Annotated in this window: 23 protein-coding genes; 5 read left to right on the forward strand and 18 right to left on the reverse strand. The window is 47.8% G+C overall.

From position 1 onward, the window contains the following. Nucleotides 1-311: 311 nt before the first annotated feature. A complete protein-coding gene (locus HP568_RS11455) occupies nucleotides 312-629 on the forward strand; it encodes a hypothetical protein (protein ID WP_173629135.1) in 318 nt (105 codons plus the stop codon). 117 nt (nucleotides 630-746) lie between these two features. Here HP568_RS11455 and sufB read toward each other — a convergent pair whose 3' ends face one another. The 5 genes from sufB to sufC are packed head-to-tail and all read right to left on the reverse strand — an operon-like array spanning nucleotide 747 to nucleotide 5,942. Beyond that, nucleotides 747-2,144, reverse strand: a complete 1,398-nt coding sequence (gene sufB, locus HP568_RS11460) for a Fe-S cluster assembly protein SufB (protein WP_048034589.1) — start codon at nucleotides 2,142-2,144, stop codon at nucleotides 747-749. Between the two features lie 39 nt (nucleotides 2,145-2,183). After that, nucleotides 2,184-2,621: a Fe-S cluster assembly sulfur transfer protein SufU gene (gene sufU, locus HP568_RS11465; RefSeq protein ID WP_007726380.1), complete on the reverse strand. Its 438-nt coding sequence runs from the start codon at nucleotides 2,619-2,621 to the stop codon at nucleotides 2,184-2,186. Further along, nucleotides 2,608-3,834 carry a cysteine desulfurase gene (locus HP568_RS11470; protein ID WP_173629136.1) on the reverse strand — a complete coding sequence of 409 codons (1,227 nt, stop codon included), beginning with the start codon at nucleotides 3,832-3,834 and terminating at the stop codon, nucleotides 2,608-2,610. The genes sufU and HP568_RS11470 overlap by 14 nt, the downstream gene beginning before the upstream one ends. Next, entirely contained in the window at nucleotides 3,834-5,132 is a 1,299-nt protein-coding gene (sufD, locus tag HP568_RS11475) for a Fe-S cluster assembly protein SufD (protein WP_048034591.1), read from the reverse strand. Before sufD ends, HP568_RS11470 begins: the two co-directional genes overlap by 1 nt. 21 nt (nucleotides 5,133-5,153) lie before the next feature. Beyond that, nucleotides 5,154-5,942 (reverse strand): Fe-S cluster assembly ATPase SufC, encoded by a 789-nt coding sequence (gene sufC, locus HP568_RS11480; protein WP_047073088.1) that lies wholly within the window; start codon nucleotides 5,940-5,942, stop codon nucleotides 5,154-5,156. 406 nt (nucleotides 5,943-6,348) lie between these two features. Here sufC and HP568_RS11485 point away from each other — a divergent pair, with 406 nt between their 5' ends. Next, nucleotides 6,349-6,813, forward strand: coding sequence for a stalk domain-containing protein (locus HP568_RS11485; protein WP_173629137.1), 465 nt, complete (start codon nucleotides 6,349-6,351; stop codon nucleotides 6,811-6,813). A 102-nt stretch (nucleotides 6,814-6,915) separates the two neighbouring features. On the opposite strand, the gene pckA is transcribed toward HP568_RS11485, so the two are convergent. The 5 genes from pckA to HP568_RS11510 form a co-directional block, all read right to left on the reverse strand. Then, on the reverse strand, nucleotides 6,916-8,499 hold the full coding sequence (pckA, locus tag HP568_RS11490) for a phosphoenolpyruvate carboxykinase (ATP) (RefSeq protein ID WP_173629138.1): 1,584 nt from the start codon (nucleotides 8,497-8,499) through the stop codon (nucleotides 6,916-6,918). A gap of 292 nt (nucleotides 8,500-8,791) precedes the next feature. Continuing rightward, nucleotides 8,792-9,934, reverse strand: coding sequence for a M20 peptidase aminoacylase family protein (locus HP568_RS11495; protein ID WP_173629139.1), 1,143 nt, complete (start codon nucleotides 9,932-9,934; stop codon nucleotides 8,792-8,794). Nucleotides 9,935-9,993: 59 nt separating this feature from the next. Further along, nucleotides 9,994-10,335 carry an SCP2 sterol-binding domain-containing protein gene (locus HP568_RS11500; RefSeq protein ID WP_173629208.1) on the reverse strand — a complete coding sequence of 114 codons (342 nt, stop codon included), beginning with the start codon at nucleotides 10,333-10,335 and terminating at the stop codon, nucleotides 9,994-9,996. A gap of 488 nt (nucleotides 10,336-10,823) precedes the next feature. After that, nucleotides 10,824-11,216: a VOC family protein gene (locus HP568_RS11505; protein ID WP_007726371.1), complete on the reverse strand. Its 393-nt coding sequence runs from the start codon at nucleotides 11,214-11,216 to the stop codon at nucleotides 10,824-10,826. A 22-nt stretch (nucleotides 11,217-11,238) separates the two neighbouring features. After that, nucleotides 11,239-11,679, reverse strand: coding sequence for a hypothetical protein (locus HP568_RS11510; protein ID WP_017251440.1), 441 nt, complete (start codon nucleotides 11,677-11,679; stop codon nucleotides 11,239-11,241). A gap of 306 nt (nucleotides 11,680-11,985) precedes the next feature. Here HP568_RS11510 and HP568_RS11515 point away from each other — a divergent pair, with 306 nt between their 5' ends. Next, the gene (locus tag HP568_RS11515; RefSeq protein ID WP_048034596.1) at nucleotides 11,986-14,040 is read left to right on the forward strand and encodes a methyl-accepting chemotaxis protein; all 2,055 of its coding nucleotides are present in this window, start codon (nucleotides 11,986-11,988) and stop codon (nucleotides 14,038-14,040) included. Nucleotides 14,041-14,094: 54 nt separating this feature from the next. Here HP568_RS11515 and gcvH read toward each other — a convergent pair whose 3' ends face one another. The 7 genes from gcvH to HP568_RS11550 form a co-directional block, all read right to left on the reverse strand. Next, nucleotides 14,095-14,475, reverse strand: a complete 381-nt coding sequence (gene gcvH, locus HP568_RS11520) for a glycine cleavage system protein GcvH (protein ID WP_047073101.1) — start codon at nucleotides 14,473-14,475, stop codon at nucleotides 14,095-14,097. Nucleotides 14,476-14,534: 59 nt separating this feature from the next. After that, on the reverse strand, nucleotides 14,535-14,987 hold the full coding sequence (locus HP568_RS11525) for a redoxin domain-containing protein (protein ID WP_173629140.1): 453 nt from the start codon (nucleotides 14,985-14,987) through the stop codon (nucleotides 14,535-14,537). A 33-nt stretch (nucleotides 14,988-15,020) separates the two neighbouring features. Further along, nucleotides 15,021-16,211 (reverse strand): aminotransferase class I/II-fold pyridoxal phosphate-dependent enzyme, encoded by a 1,191-nt coding sequence (locus tag HP568_RS11530; protein WP_173629141.1) that lies wholly within the window; start codon nucleotides 16,209-16,211, stop codon nucleotides 15,021-15,023. Beyond that, the gene (locus HP568_RS11535; RefSeq protein WP_173629142.1) at nucleotides 16,208-16,573 is read right to left on the reverse strand and encodes an arsenate reductase family protein; all 366 of its coding nucleotides are present in this window, start codon (nucleotides 16,571-16,573) and stop codon (nucleotides 16,208-16,210) included. Before HP568_RS11535 ends, HP568_RS11530 begins: the two co-directional genes overlap by 4 nt. Before the next feature lie 58 nt (nucleotides 16,574-16,631). Continuing rightward, nucleotides 16,632-17,480: a hypothetical protein gene (locus HP568_RS11540; RefSeq protein WP_173629143.1), complete on the reverse strand. Its 849-nt coding sequence runs from the start codon at nucleotides 17,478-17,480 to the stop codon at nucleotides 16,632-16,634. 83 nt (nucleotides 17,481-17,563) lie between these two features. Further along, the gene (locus tag HP568_RS11545; RefSeq protein ID WP_056491958.1) at nucleotides 17,564-17,755 is read right to left on the reverse strand and encodes a hypothetical protein; all 192 of its coding nucleotides are present in this window, start codon (nucleotides 17,753-17,755) and stop codon (nucleotides 17,564-17,566) included. A 47-nt stretch (nucleotides 17,756-17,802) separates the two neighbouring features. Next, nucleotides 17,803-18,615, reverse strand: coding sequence for a DUF2797 domain-containing protein (locus tag HP568_RS11550; RefSeq protein ID WP_048034602.1), 813 nt, complete (start codon nucleotides 18,613-18,615; stop codon nucleotides 17,803-17,805). Nucleotides 18,616-18,756: 141 nt separating this feature from the next. On the opposite strand from HP568_RS11550, the gene HP568_RS11555 reads away from it, so the two are divergent. Continuing rightward, nucleotides 18,757-19,458, forward strand: a complete 702-nt coding sequence (locus tag HP568_RS11555) for a polysaccharide deacetylase family protein (protein ID WP_173629144.1) — start codon at nucleotides 18,757-18,759, stop codon at nucleotides 19,456-19,458. A gap of 58 nt (nucleotides 19,459-19,516) precedes the next feature. Here the strand turns inward: HP568_RS11555 and HP568_RS11560 are convergent, their stop codons facing one another. Beyond that, nucleotides 19,517-20,245, reverse strand: a complete 729-nt coding sequence (locus HP568_RS11560) for an amino acid ABC transporter ATP-binding protein (RefSeq protein WP_082517261.1) — start codon at nucleotides 20,243-20,245, stop codon at nucleotides 19,517-19,519. A gap of 203 nt (nucleotides 20,246-20,448) precedes the next feature. Between HP568_RS11560 and sppA the strand changes: the two genes are divergently transcribed. Beyond that, nucleotides 20,449-21,414, forward strand: coding sequence for a signal peptide peptidase SppA (gene sppA / locus HP568_RS11565; RefSeq protein WP_173629145.1), 966 nt, complete (start codon nucleotides 20,449-20,451; stop codon nucleotides 21,412-21,414). The last annotated feature ends 8 nt before the right edge of the window (nucleotides 21,415-21,422 follow it).

Here is a 21,422-nt window from a genome sequence, read left to right on the forward strand (position 1 = left end):
GGAAAGAGCGCGCGTAGAGTCGGTTTCCGGTAGTGCCCGTCAATGCCCTATCTGGAAATCGGCTCTTTGTCATTGTCACAAGAAAGCTAGAAAGAAACGTCTAGCCATCTCGCAAACAATCTAAAACTTTAGACGTACAAAAATGTAAAAAGTTTCAAATTTAAGATAAATTTTGCTCTTTGAATTTCTATGCAGAAGGGTTGGGATTTTTACTAAATTTGGTCCTCACTACGATTCGCTTATGTTACCTTTTTCCATTTTCTCGCGTCTTGTTATTGGCAATTCCATTTTTCGGGAGGAATCAGGCACTTATGAAAAACAAGACAGCTTGTCTCATCCTTACTATTAGTCAAAGCGTTTATGCCATTTTCTTATTGGCTTGGATCATTTCTGTTATTTTTACCATTGTGCTTCTACCTGAAGATGAATATGATACTGGAGCCCCTGAGGTGTTCTATACGATCCTATCGTATCCGCTTGTACTACTTGCCTCAACGTTGGGTAGTTGGTACTACTATCACAAGTTGAAATTCAAAACGAGTTACGCGCTCAACGCCATTCCTTTACTTTGGGTCATTCCGATGGCGGTATTTATGATCATTTTATGGAAATTCGGTTTGTCCTCGTAAAAACAGCCCTCCCCGGATGATTCCGAAGGAGGGCTACTCTATTATTGCAGAATACCTGCAAATAAAAAAATACGTGTCTGAACGAATCAGACACGTATTTACACGTTCCATTATCAATTATCCGATAGAGCCTTCCATCTCGAACTTAATGAGACGGTTCATCTCTACCGCATACTCCATCGGCAATTCTTTTGTAAATGGCTCGATGAAGCCCATTACGATCATCTCAGTTGCTTCTGCTTCTGACAAGCCGCGGCTCATCAGGTAGAAGAGTTGATCCTCGGATACCTTGGATACAGTCGCTTCGTGCTCAAGCGTGATGCTGTCGTTCATGATCTCGTTGTACGGGATCGTGTCGGATGTGGACAGTTTATCCAGAATCAGCGTATCGCACTTGATGTTGGACTTGGAGCCTTCCGACTTGCGTCCAAACTGCGACAGACCACGGTAGGTTACTTTTCCGCCATCACGGGAAATCGACTTGGAAATGATCGTCGATGTGCAATCAGGCGCCAGGTGAATCATTTTCGCACCTGCGTCTTGGTGTTGTCCTTTTCCTGCTACTGCAATGGAAAGAACGGTACCTTTCGCGCGAGGTCCTTTCATGATAACAGCTGGGTATTTCATCGTCAGCTTGGAACCAATGTTACCATCGATCCATTCCATGTTCGCATCCGCGTAAGCAACCGCACGTTTGGTAACGAGGTTGTATACGTTGTTGGACCAGTTTTGGATCGTGGTGTAACGGCAACGAGCGCGTTCTTTTACGATGATTTCTACAACAGCGGAGTGCAAGGAATCCGTGCTGTAGATTGGAGCTGTACAGCCCTCTACATAGTGAACGAAGGAATCTTCATCGGCGATGATCAGCGTACGCTCGAATTGACCCATGTTCTCGGAGTTGATGCGGAAGTATGCTTGCAGTGGAGTTTCTACTTTTACGCCTTTTGGAACGTAAATGAAGGAACCACCGGACCATACTGCCGAGTTCAGTGCAGCAAACTTGTTGTCTGCTGGAGGAATCACTGTCGCGAAGTATTCTTTCACGATTTCTGGGTGCAGTTTAACTGCGGAGTCCATGTCGCAGAAGAGAACGCCCAGCTTTTCCAGGTCTTCCTGCATGTTGTGGTAAACTACCTCAGACTCATACTGAGCAGATACACCTGCGAGGAACTTCTGCTCTGCTTCTGGAATACCCAGCTTGTCAAAGGTTGCCTTGATTTCTTCTGGCACCTCATCCCAGCTACGGCCTTGCTTTTCAGAAGGCTTTACGTAGTAGGTGATGCTGTCAAAATCGAGGTCGTCCAGATCGCCGCCCCATTTTGGCATCGGCATGCTGTTGAAGATGTCCAATGCTTTTAGACGGAATTCCAGCATCCATGCTGGCTCATCCTTGATCTTCGAAATTTCTTCGACGATCTCGCGAGTTAAACCCTTTTTGGTACGGAATACAGAAACGTCCTTATCGTGAAAGCCGTACTGATACTCCTGTATTTCTGGGCCTTTAACAGCCATCGTTGCTCACTCCTTCTTGTTCATGTCCCTTACCCATCACTATTCCTGCTCCGCCTGTTTGACACCTTGCTCCAATGCTTTCCAAGCCAATGTCGCGCACTTGATTCGCGCTGGGAACTTGGCTACGCCAGACAAGGCTTCGATATCACCAAGATCAATCGAGTCATCGATTTCTTTGCCTTGCATCATATCGGAGAATTTTTGCGACAGCTCCAGTGCTTCTGCTACTGGCTTGCCTTTGACAGCATCCGTCATCATGGATGCAGATGACATACTGATTGAGCAGCCTTCACCGAGGAACTTCGCGTCAACCACTTTGCCATCCTCCACTTTCAAGGAGAGCGAGATGCTGTCGCCACAGGTCGGGTTATTCAAATTCACAATGAGTCCATCGGATTCTTCCAGTTTGCCGCGGTTACGCGGTTTCTGGTAGTGATCCATAATGACGCGGCGGTATAAATCATCAAGAGAAGACATTGCCGAAATACTCCTTCGTCTTCTTCAAGCCCGCGATCAGCACATCTACTTCTTCTTCTGTGTTATACAGGTAGAAGCTTGCCCGAGCGGTAGCCGTCACATTCAGCCAACGCATCAGCGGTTGTGCGCAGTGATGACCGGCACGAACTGCGATTCCGTAACTGTCCAGCACCGTCGCCAGGTCATGCGGATGTACTGTATCCAGGTTGAATGTAATTAAACAGCTGCGGTCCTGCTGTGGGCCGTAAATCTTCAATCCTTCGATCTCGCGCATTTGTTCCATCGCGTACTTGACCAGATGTTTTTCATGACGCTCGATATTGTCCATTCCGATCTCTTCCAAAAAGTCGATTGCTGCTCCCAATCCGATAGCTCCTGCGATGATCGGAGTTCCTCCTTCAAATTTCCAAGGAAGCTCCTTCCACGTGGAATCGTACATATCCACGTAGTCGATCATTTCTCCGCCGAACTCCATCGGCTCCACACGCTCCAGCACCTCACGCTTGCCGTACAGAACACCTACGCCTGTCGGGCCAGCCATCTTATGCGCTGAAAACGTATAAAAATCGCAATCCAAATCCTGGACGTCGATTTTCTTGTGTGGAGCACCCTGCGCTCCGTCAACGAACAAAAGTGCGCCATGCTGATGGGTGATTTGAGCAATTTCCTTGATTGGGGTAGTATCCCCCAATACGTTGGAAACATGGTGAATGGCAACGAGTTTGGTATTATCTGTAATCGTTTCCTTGACGGCTTCCAGAGTAACGGTGCCGTCCTCTGCCAGCGGAATGAACTTAAAAGTCGCTCCGGTCGCCTTGGCTGCCTGCTGCCAAGGAATGAAATTGGCGTGATGCTCCACCAATGTGGTCACGATTTCATCTCCCGGCTTGAGGAACATGCGAGCATAGCCGTACGCTACCGTATTACAAGCAGAGGTCGTTCCACGCGTAAAGACGATTTCTGCGGCTTCACGGGCGTTGATGAAGGCGCGAACTTTTTCACGCGCGCCCTCGTACCCATCTGTCGCTATGTTACCCAAGGTGTGCACGCCACGGTGCACATTGGAGTTATACTCCCTGTAGTATTTATCCATCGCCTCAATAACCTGAATCGGTTTTTGAGAGGTTGCACCATTATCCAAATAAACGAGCGGATGTCCGTTTACTTCCTGGTGTAGGATGGGAAAATATTTCCGAAGCTCCTTGGCGTTCATTAGCCTAACTTCCTTTCAAGCGCTTGACGGAGTCTGTTTTTCACTTCTTCTACTGGAATCTCAGCGACAACTGGCTCCAGGAAGCCGAGAATGATCAGACGTTCTGCGCCTTGACGGGAAATACCACGAGACATCAAGTAGAAGATAGACTCTTCACTAAAACGTCCTACCGAAGCTGCGTGACCCGCTTTAACGTCATCCTCGTCGATCAACAGGATCGGGTTGGCATCACCGCGAGATTTATCGCTCAGCATCAGGATGTTTTCCGCCTGTACGCCGTTTGCCTTTTCAGCGCCTTTTTCGATTTTCGTGATACCGTTTAGGATACTCACTGCTTCATCCGTCATAACAGCCTTGCTCACCATGTCAGACTCTGTGTGCGTACCGATATGCTGAACTTGGGAAGTGAGATTTTGGCGTTGGGAACCAGTACCTACGGAAATGGATTTGGTCTCTGCGATCGAAGCAGTTCCCTTCAGGATGGTGGTGTTGTTAGCAACAGTGTTGCCATCGTTCATCTCACCCAAAATCCATTCCATTTTTCCATCGCGCTCAACAGTTGCACGACGGAAGCTGTAGTCGTGAACGTCTACAGACAGAGAACGTACAGAAGCTACTTGCACAGATGCGCCCGCGCCTACATATACTTCAACTAGGCTGTTCGCAACCATGCTTTTGCCTTCGCCAGATACATATGTATCCACGTAGGTTACTTTGCTGTTCGCTTCTGCCACGATCAAAACATGTGGAGCCAACAGAGCGTTGTCGCCTGCGATTTCATACACAGCTTGCAGTGGAACATCTACTTCCACGTTTTTCGGAACGTAGAGGAATACGCCACCATTCACTACTGCAGTATGCAGAGCAGTCAGCTTGTGCTCATCAAGTGCGATAACGTTCAACAAATACTTTTGCACGAGATCGCCATGTGTTTGCAGTGCATCAGCAAAGGTCGTGAAGATCACGCCTTGTGCCTTCAGCTCATCGGATACTGCTTGAAAAACGGTAGAAGCATTTTTTTGTACCAACAGGTTTTTCACGCTGTCGACATCGATTTGTGCTTTTACCAAATCGCTGAGTTCATTCGCCGCTGCCACCTTCGCAGTGGTTTGGAACGGATCGAAATCAACGGTATTCCATTTATCAATCTTCGTTTTCTCCAAGGCAGGGAGCGTCAGCTCTCCCGCCGCCTTCAGTCCAGCGAGGCGCTTTTCCAGGAACCAGGCAGGCTCCTGATTAGCTTTGGAGTACTGGGTGATCGCCTCGGAATCGAAGCGTAGCTGTACATCCACACTCATTTCACTGCTGCCTCCTTCATCCTACACGTTGGCGTTTACGGTTTCGTCCTCGATGCCGAGCTCTTCCTTGATCCAGTCGTAGCCTTCTGCCTCCAGGCGTTCAGCCAGCTCAGGACCACCGGACTTCACGATACGACCTTGCATCATGACGTGTACGAAGTCAGGCTTTACATAGTTCAGCAAACGCTGGTAGTGCGTAATAATCAAGAATCCGCGGTCTGCGGAGCGCATTTCGTTTACACCAGCTGCAACGATTTTCAATGCATCGATGTCCAAACCGGAGTCGATTTCATCCAAAATACAGATGCTTGGCTCTAAGAGCATCATTTGCAGAATCTCGTTACGCTTTTTCTCACCGCCGGAGAAACCTTCGTTCAGGTAACGGTGGGAGAAAGACTCATCCATTTCCAGCGTGTTCATCTTTTTGTCCATCTCACGGATGAATTTCATCAGGGAGATTTCGTTTCCTTCGCCACGACGTGCGTTGATCGCAGAACGCAGGAAGTCAGAGTTCGTTACACCGCTGATTTCGGACGGGTATTGCATCGCCAGGAACAGACCTGCACGTGCGCGCTCGTCTACAGCCATTTCCAACAAGTCTTCGTCATTGATCAGCACTTCGCCATCGGTTACCTCATATTTTGGGTGACCCATCAGCGTGGATGCCAATGTCGATTTACCGGTACCATTAGGTCCCATGATCGCGTGCACTTCGCCGCCCTTGATCTCCAAATTCAGGCCTTTGAGGATCTCTTTGTCCTCGATCTTGGCGCGAAGGTTTTTTATTTGCAAATGCGGTACTGCTGTCATCTGAATTCCCTCCATACACGTCAAAAGTGAGTTGGTAAATTCTCAATCCATTCTCAATAACTATCTTATAATAAGAATAATTATAAATCAAGGAATGAAACATATCTGTATTTTTTATATCATTATATTTAGAAAGTCCGTTTTTGCGCATGAATCCTTCCTAAATATTCTTGCCTCCGCTGCATTTTTCCCTTTGTAACTTTTTGACATACATTTCCCAGCTAAACTCCAGGTACTTTTTGTAAAAAAACACCACTGGATAACTGGAGAGGGATGGATCATGTTGAAAAAGAGTAACAAGAAACTCGCAATTGGACTAGCTACTGTCTTACTACTCGTAGGTGCCACAACAGTCTTCGCAAAAACAGGTACATAGAAAATATCTGCCCGCTTCTCCAACATTAAATTGATAGTCAATGACCAGGTCGTCAAAACGAAAGCAGAACCACTCATATATAATGGAAACGTCTATGCACCTGTAGCGACTGTTGCCAATGCACTCGGCATTAAGCAGGAATGGGATAACAAAACTCCTGCTGTCCGTTTCTCTGGCAATAGCGGTAGCACCGGTGGAACTACTGTTGGCAGCTCTATTCCAGAAGCAATTGTCCAACAGGCCAAAGAAACATTACCGCTTCCTTGTGACCCTTCGAACGTAAAAGGCAGCTTGTACGATTGCTCTCCTGAGAAAGAAGTCGTGTCCAAAGGTTATGTCAATCTGACAGGAACGAGTGAGCAGGAGTCTCTCGTTATGTATCGCTATCACACTATTGAAGGGCTCCCTTCGGAAGCTTACCTGACTCTTTTCCGTCAGTCAAATGGAAAAGTTGTACCAGTCAATACTTCGAAAGTTTTCGATGCCACCAAGTAAATGTCCTATCCAAGGCCGTCAGTCACTCGCTGACGGTTTTTTATATTTATCACGAAGAAAAAACGGATAGACCCATTGTCTACCCGTTTCTTTTGTATACGATTACTTTACTTTTGGACCCGCATTTGCAATATCTGCTGCATTCGGGAATTTCTTCTCGAAGTTCTCAATGAAGCGTGCAGCCAGATCAGCCGCTTGCTTGTCATAATCTTCCTTGTTTGCCCATGTATTGCGTGGTTGCAGAACTTCAGCAGGAACGTTCGGGCAAGAAGTCGGTACTTGTACCCCGAAAATCTCGTCAGCTACAAAGTCTACTTTTTCCAGCTCACCGTTCAACGCTGCTGTTACCATCGCACGCGTGTAGGACAGCTTCATACGTTGCCCAACACCTACCGGGCCACCAGTCCAACCAGTGTTCACCAGGTATACTTGAACCTTGCGCTCGTCAATCTTCTTACCGAGCATTTCTGCATATACTACTGGATGCAGTGGCAAGAATGGAGATCCGAAGCAAGTAGAAAACTCTGTTTGCGGAGCAGTTACGCCACGCTCTGTACCGGCCATTTTGCTGGTGTAGCCAGACAGGAAGTGATACATGGCTTGCTCTTTATTCAGCTTGGAGATTGGAGGCAATACACCGAACGAATCGGCTGTCAAAAAGACGATGACATTTGGTTGCCCGCCCACGCCTGGAATCACAGCACCCGGAATTGCTTCCACTGGGTACGCAGCGCGTGTATTCTCTGTATATTTGGTGCTATCGTAGTCTGCTACACGAGTCGCTTCGTTTACGTCTACATTTTCAAGTACAGTACCGAACTGGATTGCTTTCCAGATTTGCGGTTCGCCTTCTTCAGACAGCTTGACGCATTTTGCATAGCATCCGCCTTCGATATTGAACACGCCATTGTCAGACCAGCCGTGCTCATCGTCACCAATCAGGAAACGGTCCGGGTCAGCAGACAGCGTTGTTTTTCCTGTACCGGACAATCCGAAGAACAGGGCAACGTCTCCGTCTTTCCCTACGTTCGCAGAGCAGTGCATCGAAAGTACGTTGCGCTCTGGAAGCAGCATGTTCATTACGCTGAAGATCGACTTTTTCATTTCGCCAGCATACTCAGTGCCACCGATCAAGACTGTCTTTTGCTCAAAGCTCAATACGATGAATGTCTCGGAGTTCGTGCCGTGTACCGCAGGATTGGCCTTGAAATTAGGGGCATAAATAACCGTGAATTCTGATTCGTGCGCAGCCAGTTCTTCTTCGGACGGACGGATGAACAACTGACGTGCGAACAGGTTGTGCCAAGCGAATTCGTTCACTACGCGGATTGGCAGACGATAGGTTGTATCTGCCCCTGCAAAGCCATCAAAGACAAACAGTTCATCTTTTGATTGTAAGTATTGGAGCACGTCTTGTTGAAGTGCTTGGAATTTTTCGGTACTGATAGGTTGGTTAACCGGACCCCAGTTGATTTTATCGTGTACGGAAGCTTCGTCCACCACAAATTTGTCCTTTGGCGAACGGCCGGTAAACTTCCCTGTTAGCGCATTGAGCGCCCCCTTATCGGTCAAAATCCCTTCGCCACGCTTCACTGCCATCTCAACAAGATTAGCTACAGGCAAGTTATGATACACTTTCGTAGCTCCAAGAATGTCAGTAAGCTTTTGAACCGTATTGGTTTCCATGTGTGAACGATCTCCTTCCCAAAATGTGTATCATTTATTGTGACTTTCTAATTGTCGCTCGATTTGTAATTAGTATATCACATTTAGCTAAATAAGCTACATAATTTTATAATCTCTTATGGATAATGTGTGAATAACCCTCCTCATGCGTATTATTCCCCAACAGCAGTATTTTGTCCACAAACCAATCAGTCTATCGGCTATCCGTGAGGTACGCAGGGACATTTTCCCCACAAAAAGAGCAACACCAAGAGTTTACTCTCTTAGTGTTGCTCTCACAAGGCATAAAGATTTACGTATTTTCAAACGTTTTTACGACTGTTTGACACAAAATCGCCACACCTTTTTCCAATGCAGAGCCGTCAAAATGCATCAGCGGATGATGCAGCCCTGGCACCAAATCACATCCAAGAGCCAGCATCGTCGCCTTGATATGAGGACGCTCCACCGTATAGTAGTGGAAATCCTCCGCTCCCGGACTGACAGGCGCCGCACGCAAATTCTCTTGACCGAGCACATCTACGATCGCACCCTCCATAAATGCCTTCGCTTGCTCATCGACCTCTGCCGCTACCATGCGTGACCCGGCCTCTACCTCTATGCGTGCCTGAAAAGACTCTGCAACTCCGTCGATCATTTGACGAACTCGATTCACCAGGTCATCCATCGCCTGATTGGTCTGTGCTCGCAGATCGAGAGCAAAACGCGCCTTGTCCGGAATAATGTTGTAGCTCTCTCCCCCGGCTTGCAGCATGGTCATTTTGACGGTGGCAGGCACCATTGGATTGATATGTATATGTCCGAGTCCAGAAATAATCGCTCCCGCTACTTCTATCGCATTGATCCCGAGATGCGGTCTCGCTCCGTGCGCAGCAACTCCTGTGATTTCCCCGTAGAGAAACATGGCCGCTCCGTTGTAGATAGCAGGTCCAGCCGTTCCATTTGCCATCTCCTGAATCGGTCTTAGGTGAACACCGTACAAATAATCAATGTCATCGACGACACCCTTCTCCACCAGCTTCAATGCTCCCGTTCCTTTTTCTTCTGCTGGTTGGAACAATACTTTTAATGTTCCCGGGGGTTGATATCCAGCGGCAACCAATGCTTCTACCGTTTCCACGATCAGCGTCATATGGGCGTCATGACCGCAGGAATGATTCGCGCGCCATTCCCCGTTGACTTCTTGCCAGAGCGCATCGATATCTGTGCGCAAGCCGACAACTGGCTTCCCTTCGCCCCATTCAGCTACTAATCCTGTACAATCGTCAAAAGTCGTGACACGCAGTCCCAAGGCACGCATGCGTTCCGCCAAATAGCGAGTCGTTTCTACTTCCTTCCAGCTTATCTCCGGATTCTCATGCAAATGACGGAATGTTTCGGCAATAGCATCTTTACGTGCGGCAACCGTCTGTTGCAACGACATTACAGTAGACATCAAAGCGCCTCCTCCAAAACCGTTTCTTCCTATTATATCACACTGCCCAATAAGACAGTTCACCGACAGGTCAGTCGCAAAATGGCATCGAGCTTCAATTGGTCGCGCAATGGCCCTGCTATTTGCACCTTTTCTTTGGCGAGAGCATAGACGAGCTCATCGCCGCCGAACAGCATGTGCATTTGTTTTTCCTCTCCCCTGATGATCAGATCGGCAGGCTGCTCTTCTGTCCATACCTCCCAGGATGCAACGCCTTTTGCTATTGTCAATTGCCACTGTGACGGTGAATCATCCACTACAATTCTGATTCTGCGCTCCCATCCTGCTGTTATGAATCGCAAGTGTGCTTTTCCTTGCAGTCGCTCGCCCAGTTCAAAAAGCAGTCTGCCCATTCCGATCATCTGCACGCCACCCCTCTCTTCCCAATTGGGTTCGTGGCCTGTCAGGTCGAATCCTTTGGCGAGGAATGAGAGGCGCTGTCGGCTGTTGTCATGGGAGCCATGTTTTTCTCGACATTGTTAGAAAGGTCGTTTGAGTCAGCATAGTGGAGGAGAAGAAAAAGCACAGTTCTCTTCGACTCTGACACGCCAACAAGGGGGATTGACTGGCCGTCTCCACTTAAAAAAGGGGACCGTCGAGCCAAAGCCACCCTACGGGCGGACGTTTCTCAGGGAAGAAGTGTTCGACAACCGGGTCCCCTTTTTTACGTTCCGACTGGGTAGGCGTTGTCAAGGTCTACGAGCCCTGTGCTTTTTCTTCTCACCAGGTTTTGTGTGTTCGTCCCACCTCTTAAAACTTAGGAAGATCATCCACAACCTTTTTCAGCACCACAGCAGTAAGATGGCAAAAACAAAAAGCATCCGCTTTACGCAGATGCTTTTCGGAAACACTACTCATCAAACTCGTCTTTATCGAGTCGCACCTCAAGGTGGTGACCATCGGGTGTCTCAAAATACAAATTATAGCTAGTAGGCTGTGTAATTGGGCCACGATAGCAAATATTCTCTGCCTCCAGCTTATCGACCAGATAGTCCAGCTCGGCTCGGCTCTGCACAGAGAAGGCAAGATGATCGACCTGCCCTACGCCGCCTTTCCCAGCTTCCCCGCCATGAGGATGAAGACCGATCCGTGTGTATGTGCCAATTTGAAAGTAGACAGGTGCTCCTTCCGTCATATTCTCTTCCGGGATAGGGACTTCCAAAATGTCCTTAAAAAAACGAGCTACCTTCACCACATCACTACAATTCAATGCGATGTGGTGAACGGCTTTCAAATGAAACATTCACACTGCCTCCCACGTCAACTCAGGTCATGCGTTCTTGTGCGACATTAGCTTTTCTTTTATTGTACTGCTTCAATCGCTCGCTTAACCGTCTTAAACGAATCATCAATGCTTCCCGCCAGTCGTCATCCTGTAACTCCTTGGCGACCCCGAGCAGATCAAGTGAAATATCGATCTGCTGCTTTAATACTTCGGCGAAGCTGGCCGCTTCATCCGTCATGGTACAATTCTCAAACAACTCGGATGTATTGTCAACACTCACAAAGTCAGCAAAATCCACTTCTGGAGCCTGATCTCCCTGAGCATATTCTACTAAAATTTCGTATTCTCCCTCAATACCGGGATGAACCTCAATTCTGTCACATACAGGACAAAACATGATCGGGACATTGTGTACAAGCGTTTTATAATGACGGACTGAGCCTACGGAACCTACCATTCCAGCACCACAACAAAAACTCATATAGTCTCCCTCCCTATTCGCCAAATGAAACGTCCATGTCCGTTTTTTGGTCGAAACTTTGTCTGTATCCGCATTGTAGCCTATATTCCCACTAACACTCCACCCGCAAATGATACCAATGAAGGAAATCGCATAAAGATTTGGTTTATCCATTTTACTCGATTTACTTAGATCCCTGCAACATTTTCTGATTAGTATGAATATTTTCCCTCGTTTGCCTAAATCCATCATACAAGATAGTCTTAATCTATCCGATAATAAGGAATAATAATCATTTTAGCAAAACTTCAAAAGGAGAGCGGTTCCATGTTTCGTTTCAAAAGTCTTCGTGCTCGAACACTGACCATTACCCTGCCTGTCATTATTTTGACTCTTTTGCTCGTCGTGGGTATCGGTTTCTGGTTCTCTGTCGACCAACTCAATCGGGAAATTGAGGACAAAATGAATTATCAACTAGATATGGTCGGCAGTAATGTGGAAAAGCAACTGGAAGCCCATAGCAAGGTAACGCTGAGTATGGCTCGCTTTATTGAGATGGGTCCTGTTACACATTCGCTGGAGCAGTTAAATTCCCTGCTGTCCAAAACTGTTCTCATTAATGATACGACGGTTGGAATGGGAATTTTCATGGAACCTTACGCTTTTGACCCGAACAAGAAACTCGTTGCTACTTACGGGGCAAAGACCGACGGCAAGGTTACCATTACAGCTGAGTACAGCAGCGATTCCTATAACTATCCAAATCAAGACTGGTACAAGGTCGGTATTTCGACCAAGAAGGAAACCGATTATTCCGAGCCGTACTTTGACGAGGTTTCCAAGGTCTCCATGGTGACGGTAGTCGCTCCTTTTTACACGCCGGATAAAAAGCTTCTGGGTGTAGCCACAGACGATATTACACTCACTGACGTGGAAAAGCTCGTCTCCAGTACAAAAGTAGGCGAAACGGGCTGGGCCTTTTTGGTGGATCAAAAAGGGAGATACCTCGCTCATCCTCAAGCAGACAAGCTGATGAATCATTCCGTTCAATCTGACGATAATGCTTCCTTGGCAGCAATAGGTCCTTCTCTTCTAGAAGAGAAGTCAGGAATGAAGACGTTTAACGATGAAAACGGGATCAATCGTGTTTACTTTCAAGAGTTAGGTGATACAAACTGGACAATCGCTCTCGTGATGCCAGAAAAGGAAATTGCCGATCCACTCTACGACTTGTTCTTTGAGCTTTGTATGGTGAGTCTGATCGGTCTGTTGATCATGATTGCTGTCATTTATTACTTCAGCAAATACTTGACCAAACAAATCGATCGCGCCAACCAGCTGGCGCATGCCCTCTCCAATGGCGATTTTACCGCTTCCATGGATATTCAGACTGCCGACGAGATGGGGGTTATGGCAAATCGCTTCAACTCCATGACGGCAACCTTGTGCGAAACGCTGGGTCAAGTCAGCTTCAACGCTCAGCAGGTCGCTGCTACGTCTGAGCAATTGATGGCAAGTGCGGAACAGACGAGCAAAGCAACAGAGCAAATCGCACAATCCGTTCAAGAAATTGCCTACGGTACGGAGCAGCAAGTGGATGCGACTGTTCAAGGCTATGAAGTCATCAACGAGATTGCCGTACACATCGAAGAGATGGAAAAAGGCATTGAGGATGTAAATCTCTCTACACAAGAAGCGAACCGCCAAGCCACAGATGGCAATCAGATGGCAGCCAAAACAGTCGAGCACATGAATGTAATCCATAGTCAAATGGCCAAGACTTCTACCATTGTCAATACGCTCGGCCAACGCTCCCAAGAGATTGGAGAAATGATCTCACTCATCACGACGATCGCCAATCAAACCAACCTGCTTGCTCTGAACGCCGCTATTGAAGCGGCTCGCGCCGGAGAACAAGGACGAGGCTTTGCAGTTGTAGCCGACGAGGTGCGCAAACTGGCTGAGCAGTCGAGCTCAGCCGCCGAGCAGGTCAGTCACATCGTTACCGTGATTCAGCAGGATACAGGCTCAGCGATCGCGGCAATGAATCATGGCTCTTCTATTTTGGGAGAAGGCATGACTCTCGTTCGCTCAACAGGAAATGCTTTTGAGCAAATTACTGGCTCCACATCGGAGCTGCTCGTCCGCATGAATGAAGTGACAACGGAAATGAGCAAGATCAGTCAGCAAATGCAAACGATTGTATCCGCCATTACCCATATTACACAAATCGCAGAACAATCAGCCGGCAACTCTCAAACGGTTGCAGCAGCAGCGGAAGAACAAACCGCTTCCATGGAGGAAATCTCTTCAGCTGCAACAATGCTGGCGAAAATGGCAGAAGAGCTTAATGATGCAGTACGAACATTCAAGCTGGAGTAGTCCGTCCAGCAATAAAGAAAAGCCGGAGCACAAAAGCCCCGGCTTTTTTGTTTCCTATTCTTTTACCATCGCTTCGTATTTGTCTGCATCCATCAGCTTGTCCAACTCAGCCGTATCAGACAATTCGACGACGATCATCCATGCTTGCTCGTATGGCGAGGAGTTAACCAGTTCAGGTGCATCTTCCAGTTCGCCATTTACTTCTACTACTTTACCAGTTACAGGAGCGTACAGTTCAGAAACGGTTTTTACCGATTCCACGCTGCCAAACGGCTCATCCTGTTGGATTGTCGCGCCTACCTCAGGCAACTCGACAAACACGATGTCACCCAGCTCTGATTGAGCAAAAGAAGTGATTCCGATGTACGCCTTGTTTCCTTCTACTCGCACCCACTCATGCTCTTCACTGTAACGTAGATTTTTCGGGAATTCCATCGTTTACATATCCTCCTATCGGGTACAATCCATTACACATACATAATTAGACGAACATTCTAGGATTCCTCTTCGATCCCCAAAATTCTGAACAAGCGTTTTTTTACCAGTTGGAGACCCTTCTCTCCTGCCTGAAAATGACGTAACTGAAGAGCCTCGTCAAACAAATAAAAAGCGGGGACGTATTCATTCTGGAATGCATCGACTGTCTCTCTATCATTATCGATTGCAATAGGGTGTGTCAAATGTTGTTCTGCAATCGCCTTCTTGATCATCTCAATGTGTGTATCTTTTTCCGATTGAGGGATATGAATTCCAATGACCTTCAAACCGTTAGCAGCGTATTGATCTCGCCATTCGTTCATGCTTGGCATTGATTCCTTGCACATGTAACAACTGACGGACCAAATATGCACCAAGACTGGACTTCCAACTAAATCAGCTTTGGTTACCTGCCCGTTGATCCACTCCGTAATCCCAGGAAAGTCAGGCATTTCTTCGCGCAAACGCATGAAAGCTCATCCCCTCTATTTTAACTTCAACCGCTACACGCTTGCTTTCATGTGAAGAATCCCGGATTGATCGATGGCAGCCACAGCCTCTAAAAGGATCTCGGGAGGTTGGACGAGAGCAATTCGAACATACCCTTCTCCTTCTTCACCGAAGGCACTTCCCGGAACGACCACGACTCCGGCTTTCTCCAGTAAAGCAAAGGCAAACTCTCGTGACGTCCAACCATTCGGTACTGCTGCCCAGACGAACATGGTCGCCTTTGGAGATGGAATGCTCCACCCTGCCTTTGCCAATGCCCCCAGCAACACATCACGCCGTTCCTGATAGACAGGCGCAACCGTGTTTTTCCCACCCGATTCCCGATCCTTTCGCAAAGCCTCAATGGCCATTTGCTGTACAGGCAAAAAGACACCGTAATCGATATTGGATTTCACAATCGCAAGCGGCTTGATGATGTCTGCATTTCCTACAACGTAAGCGATCCGGCAACCTGCCATGTTGAAGCTCTTGGAAAACGAGTTACATTCAATTCCCACTTCCTTTGCTCCTGGCACTTGCAAAAAGCTCGGCGCTTGGTAGCCGTCAAACACCATCTCCGAATAGGCCAAATCATGAACCACAATAATGTCAAACCGCTTGGCAAAAGCCACGACCTCTTCAAAAAAGGCAAGGGTAGCGACCGCGGAAACCGGATTATTCGGATAGTTCAGAATCATAAACGTTGCACGAGCCGCTATCTCCTCTGGAATGTCTGTCAGCTTTGGCAAAAATTCATTTTCTGCCCGCAAAGGCATCCGGTAAGGTACCGCTCCCGCCAAATGAACGCTGCCTTCGTAGATCGGATACCCAGGATCAGGTACGAGGACGATATCTCCAGGATCGGTCCATGCCAAAGCAAAGTGAGCCAAACCATCCTGGGACCCCATCAAGGAATGTACCTCCCCATCTGATGCCAACTCCACCCCAAAACGATATTGATACCAGCGGGCGACCTCTTCCCGGAAGGCCGCCGTTCCATCGCTCAATGGATAGCGAAAAGCAGTTGGTTGCTGGATGGAATGGATTAACGTTTGCAATAGCTTCTCGTCAGGCTGCTGATCAGGACTGCCGATGCTCAAGTCGTATACCGTTCTTGTTTTGGCAACCTCCCTTTTGCGAGCCTCCATCTCTGAAAAAATATCGGCGGAAAGATGGTTCAGTCTTTTAGAAGGTTGGCGCATCATGCCTTCCCTCCCCAAGCCTTCTCCAGTTCTTCTTCTTTGAAACCAAGGGTTACAGTACGATCGCTAGCGATAAGAGGCCGTTTGATCAGTTTGCCATTGGAAGCCAATAGCTCAAGCATTTCATCCTCGGTCATCGTAGGAAGCTTGTCCTTCAAGCCAAGCTCGCGGTAATGAACACCACTCACATTGAAAAACTTGCGCAAGTCGAGGCCGCTTGTCTGCCAAATTTGGCGCAGCTCTTCTTTGGACGGCGGAGCTTCCACAATCGGAATTTCTTCGAAGCCAAAATTTTGATCCGTGAGCCATTTTTTCGCTTTGCGGCAAGTATCACATTTGTTGTATAGGTAGGCTTTCATCGTCATATGTATTTCCTCACTTTTGGTTTATGTCGTTGTTTCTTTCATTGTAAAAGAAGTACACCTAGCGTACAACGGTTACCGTATTGTAAAACGTCACGTCAGATTCTGTAGTTTCCGGCACTTCAATCAGCAAGTAGTTATTAAGTATGGACCGATCTGCCCCTTCTCCAAATTCATATGTTTGATAATGGACGAGCATTTCTTCCACCCAGATTCTTATTCCCTCAATCTCCACCGAATCTGTTTCGCTCTGGGATGATTTGATCAAGAGATAGGTTTTGCCGTTTAGAGTGTTGTGAAATGTATGGCCCTGACTGTTTTGAATAAGCGGCTTCGCCCACGCTTGGATTTGCAAATCGGCTTCGGCTAGCTCCATCACACGATAGGTTGGATACATATCTTCCGGCAGCAGGTCTTGCTCTTGCTCCACATCCGTCCTATATCCAGCCGTCATGTTATACCCTTCTACCGTCCACATTTGCCGATGATTACTCCTTTTTTTCATCCTCACCTCGTACAGCATGCCGTCTGTCGTCGCTACAAGAATTCTCCTGGGATTTAATTGACTGCCTATCGTTTGAAAGCTCTCGATTTCCGTTTTCAACTCACTCTGCACAAAACGGCGGAGAACTTTTTTGTAGTTATGGTTGTCCGGATCGTTTTGCAATTGTAACAGCTCAGCTTCGTTATACTCGAGGCCTACACCCTTGTCGTCTGTCCGCTCAAACGCTTCAACAACGGCGTCACGGTCCACCAACCTCTGACTCGCTTGTATGGTAGTAACCGGCGTTTCAAGTGCCGCTTTTTTCGTATTCATATTTCCGATCTGCTTTGCCCCGACTTCGTACATCCCCCACATGCAACCGATTAGCACCATCGCTACCCAAAAAGAATGCAACCAGACTTGCATACCTCTGCCTCCTCACGTATTCACCGTGCTAAACAAAAACGACAGCCATCCCTGTCTTCTGGCTGTCGTTCATACGTAAGCTGCTATTGCGGCATGTTGCTTTCATTGCGCCTGCTTTTCGCAGTCTCTTCTTCATTCGTCCGAGCATCCGGATTTACCTGCCACATTTGCGAAAGTGGCGAATAGGGCACCCCTAGTTGCTTGGCATTCTGGTCTTCCACAGCCTCAGCCAGTGTCCCGGTTAACGGCATGGTGTACTCAATGTGCTCATCCATCTGCCCATCCTCCTTCACATGTCCTAGTGTGAGGAGTTTGCACGTCATTATGCAGATGGTTTCGCTTTGATCTCCACTTGGTAGCCAGCGTGCTTTCTCGCCTGGAATACACCATTATCAAAGATCAAATACTGTGCTTTCACACCGATCAATCGACCGCCGAGCTGTTCTTCTTTATCAAGTGACTTGGAATTGATTTTATCCAGTGACTCCAAGATCGGATAGGCAATATCTACCCATTCGTCCTCGCGATATTGGAATGCTTTAAACTGTTCAGGAAAATGACCGTACACTTCGTCACGCATGGCGAGCAAGTCGATTTCCTTCACATCTCCTTTAAGCATTTTGCGCCAGTTGGTCTTGTCCGGCAAAAACTGGCTCAAGTGGAATTCAAGCTCCCCAGCCATCCGACGAGTCGGAACCTCCGCAATCGGAATCGCGCGAATTGCGCCTTGATCCACCCAGCGTCTCAATTCATTATGCTTGCGAGTCAATCCTACCTTTATATCACTTGACACTGCCAGATAGACAAAATGAGGAATCATGCAATATCTCTCGCCGAAGCTCTCATCCCGGCAAGTCCCCAAGTCAAAATGACATTCATGCGGCTTGACGATGCATAAGTCATTTTCCGGCAGTTTGGTAAAACAGGGATAGCAATACCCGCTGTTAAACGTCTTGTTTGTTTTGCGGCCACAGGCAATGCAATTTTTTTCGCCTAAAAACGAAATCGTCAATTCACTGCCCAGCCATTCATTAAGCGGAAGGCGATCTTCACCGATATTCAAATAGTAGTCTACCGGCTTGTCCCCTCCATGGTACTCGTGTGTTAGTCCTTGCAAAATACCGCGGAGTTCCACCAAACTCTCTCCTCTCCTATGTACGGTTCTTCCATTTTAACATAATCGCCACCTACTCTGACCGCTGTTTTCTTTTGGTAGCATGTTTTCCCTGACAGGAGGTGAACCTAATCACATCCCAGAAGAAGGAGGCGATTGTTCATGCGCAAATGCATACGATACGCTTTGCTTTTCGCCTGCCTTCTTGGCTACGGCACCCTACCTGCTTTTGCCCAGCAAACACTGCCTTCGTATGAGCCGATCCACAGAATTGACACAGAGAAAAAGGTCGTCGCTCTCACTTTTGATGATGGGCCCGATGCTATCTATACGCCCAAAATTCTTGAAGTGCTGCATCAGTACAATGTTCGCGCTACGTTTTTTGTCCTTGGCTCCCAAGTGGACAAGCATCCAAAGGTCATGCAGTGGATTTACAAGGCTGGGCATGAAATCGGCAACCACGGCTACCACCATTTTGATCTGAACAAGCTGACCGAGCATGAAGTGTACGAAGAAATCAAGCATGCAGAACGCTCCATTTTGAAAACGACCGGCATTTTGGCGCAATACTACCGTCCTCCCTACGGCATCCTGACACATGACGTCATGAATGCGGTTCAGTCCAGTGGCTACGACATCATTCACTGGTCGATTGATCCTCGTGATTGGTCTTTGGCACGCACGGGTAACGTCATTGCCAAAAGCGTAAAGAGCAATGTCTCCTCCGGGGATATCATCCTGTTTCATGATGGGGGTCTAAACCAACGGCAAACAGTCGCTGCACTCCGGGAGCTCATCACAGATTTGCGTTCGCAGGGCTATCGATTTGTCACCGTCAGTCAACTGTTGGATGCAGCAAAATAATACGGCACCAGTGCCTCGTTTTCCTGAAGCGAAACGAAGCAACTGGTGCCCTTCTTTTTTACGCCAATACCTTGCCCAAGAACGAACGCAAGCGATCGTTAACGTTATTGCCAAAAACCTCACTGGGATGTCCTTCTGCCATGATGATACCTTGATCCATAAAAATGATTCGGTCGCCCACTTCCTTGGCAAAATTCATTTCGTGTGTCACGATCACCATTGTCATGCCTTCTTTGGCTAAATTTTTGATGACGGCAAGCACCTCACCTACCAGCTCCGGATCTAGGGCGGATGTCGGCTCATCAAACAGCATAACCTTTGGATTCATGGCAAGCGCCCTTGCGATTGCGACTCGTTGCATCTGCCCGCCAGACAGCCGCTCGGGATACACATCTGCCTTATCCTGAAGCCCAACCTTCTGTAAGAGAGCCAAGCCTTGCTTGCGGGCTTCTTCCTGGGACATTTTCTTCACTTTTACAGGGGCCAGCATGACGTTTTCCAGCACTGTTTTATGCGGAAAGAGATTAAAGCGCTGAAAGACCATCCCGACCTCTTCTCTGACTTTATTGATATCGGTCTTGGGGTCTGACAAATCATGTCCGTTGATGACAATTTTTCCGCTGCTCATTTCCTCCAACTGATTCAAGCAACGTAAAAACGTGCTCTTGCCCGAGCCAGACGGACCAATGACACAGACTACTTCCTTTTCTGCTACCTGAGTCGTAATGCCCTTCAACACTTTCAGATCGCCGTAGTTCTTCGTCAAATCCGACACCTGTATAATCATTTGTCTGTCCCCCTATTACGATAAAACAAGCTTGTAGTCCTTGTGATTACATTTTACCGCAATAGTCTAAAGATTGCATGAATTTACTGTTCAGCCTTTGGTTTCCTTCCTCGTAGACGGTCGCGTCCATCCCATTTTTTCCAATGCTCGTTCCATGCGTAACTCTGCCCTCGACGGCTCATGCTAAGTGCGAGGTGGTTTTCATGCATCGAAAAAAGTGGGTCGCTCTCGTAATTGTACTGGTCGTTTTTCTATTCGGGCTTTTGGTGGAGGGTATTTACGGGACTTATACAGATCTCGTCGACCATCCTGGGTTCGCCTGGGAAGAAAATGTGGTATCGGGGTATGGCAACAGCAAAGTTGTACAACTCTTTGTGAACGGCGTTATTTCGGGGCAACAAAATAGCTCTGGGCTGCCTTCGATGACGGAACTATTGACTGAACAGCTCCGCCGAATTGAAGAGGATCAGATGGTGAAAGCCGTGGTCCTTCGCATTGATAGTCCAGGTGGAGAGGTCGTCGCCACAGATGAACTACACAGACGCTTGCTACGGCTCAAGCAGGTTCGCAATCTTCCCATTGTCGTCAGCATGGGTTCCACAGCAGCCTCAGGCGGCTATTACTTGGCCACAACAGGCGATGCGATTTTTGCCAATCCCAACACACTGACCGGTAGTCTCGGGGTCATTTTCAACCTGTTTAACTATAGTGAAGCTGCGAACAAGCTGGGTGTACATCAATACGCGATCAAAAGCGGGCGCTTCAAGGATATTGGCAGTCCAGCCCGGCCACTGACGGACCCAGAACGGCACATTTTCCAAACACTTGTCAACGAAAGCTACAACAATTTCGTCGACGTCATCGTGAAGGGCCGCAACCTCTCCCGCCAACGCGTGCTGGAAATCGCTGACGGCCGTGTCTATTCCGGTGAGCAAGCAAAACGACTGGGGCTCATCGATGAATTCGGTGATTTGGAGGAAGCGACACGCTACGCTCTCTCTTTGTCTGGTGAAAAAGAAGCCATGGTCATTCGCTATGCAGACCAGCTCTCCATCAGCAAGCTGTTATTCAGTATGAAGCAGTACTGGTCGAATCCTGATCCACTTGGTCTCAATCGAATATGGGATCGCCAAAGTTCACCTCGCCTCCTGTATCAGTTCATGCCCTAGCCTGTTAT

Source organism: Brevibacillus sp. MS2.2 (assembly GCF_013284345.1).
Classification (GTDB): domain Bacteria; phylum Bacillota; class Bacilli; order Brevibacillales; family Brevibacillaceae; genus Brevibacillus; species Brevibacillus brevis_C.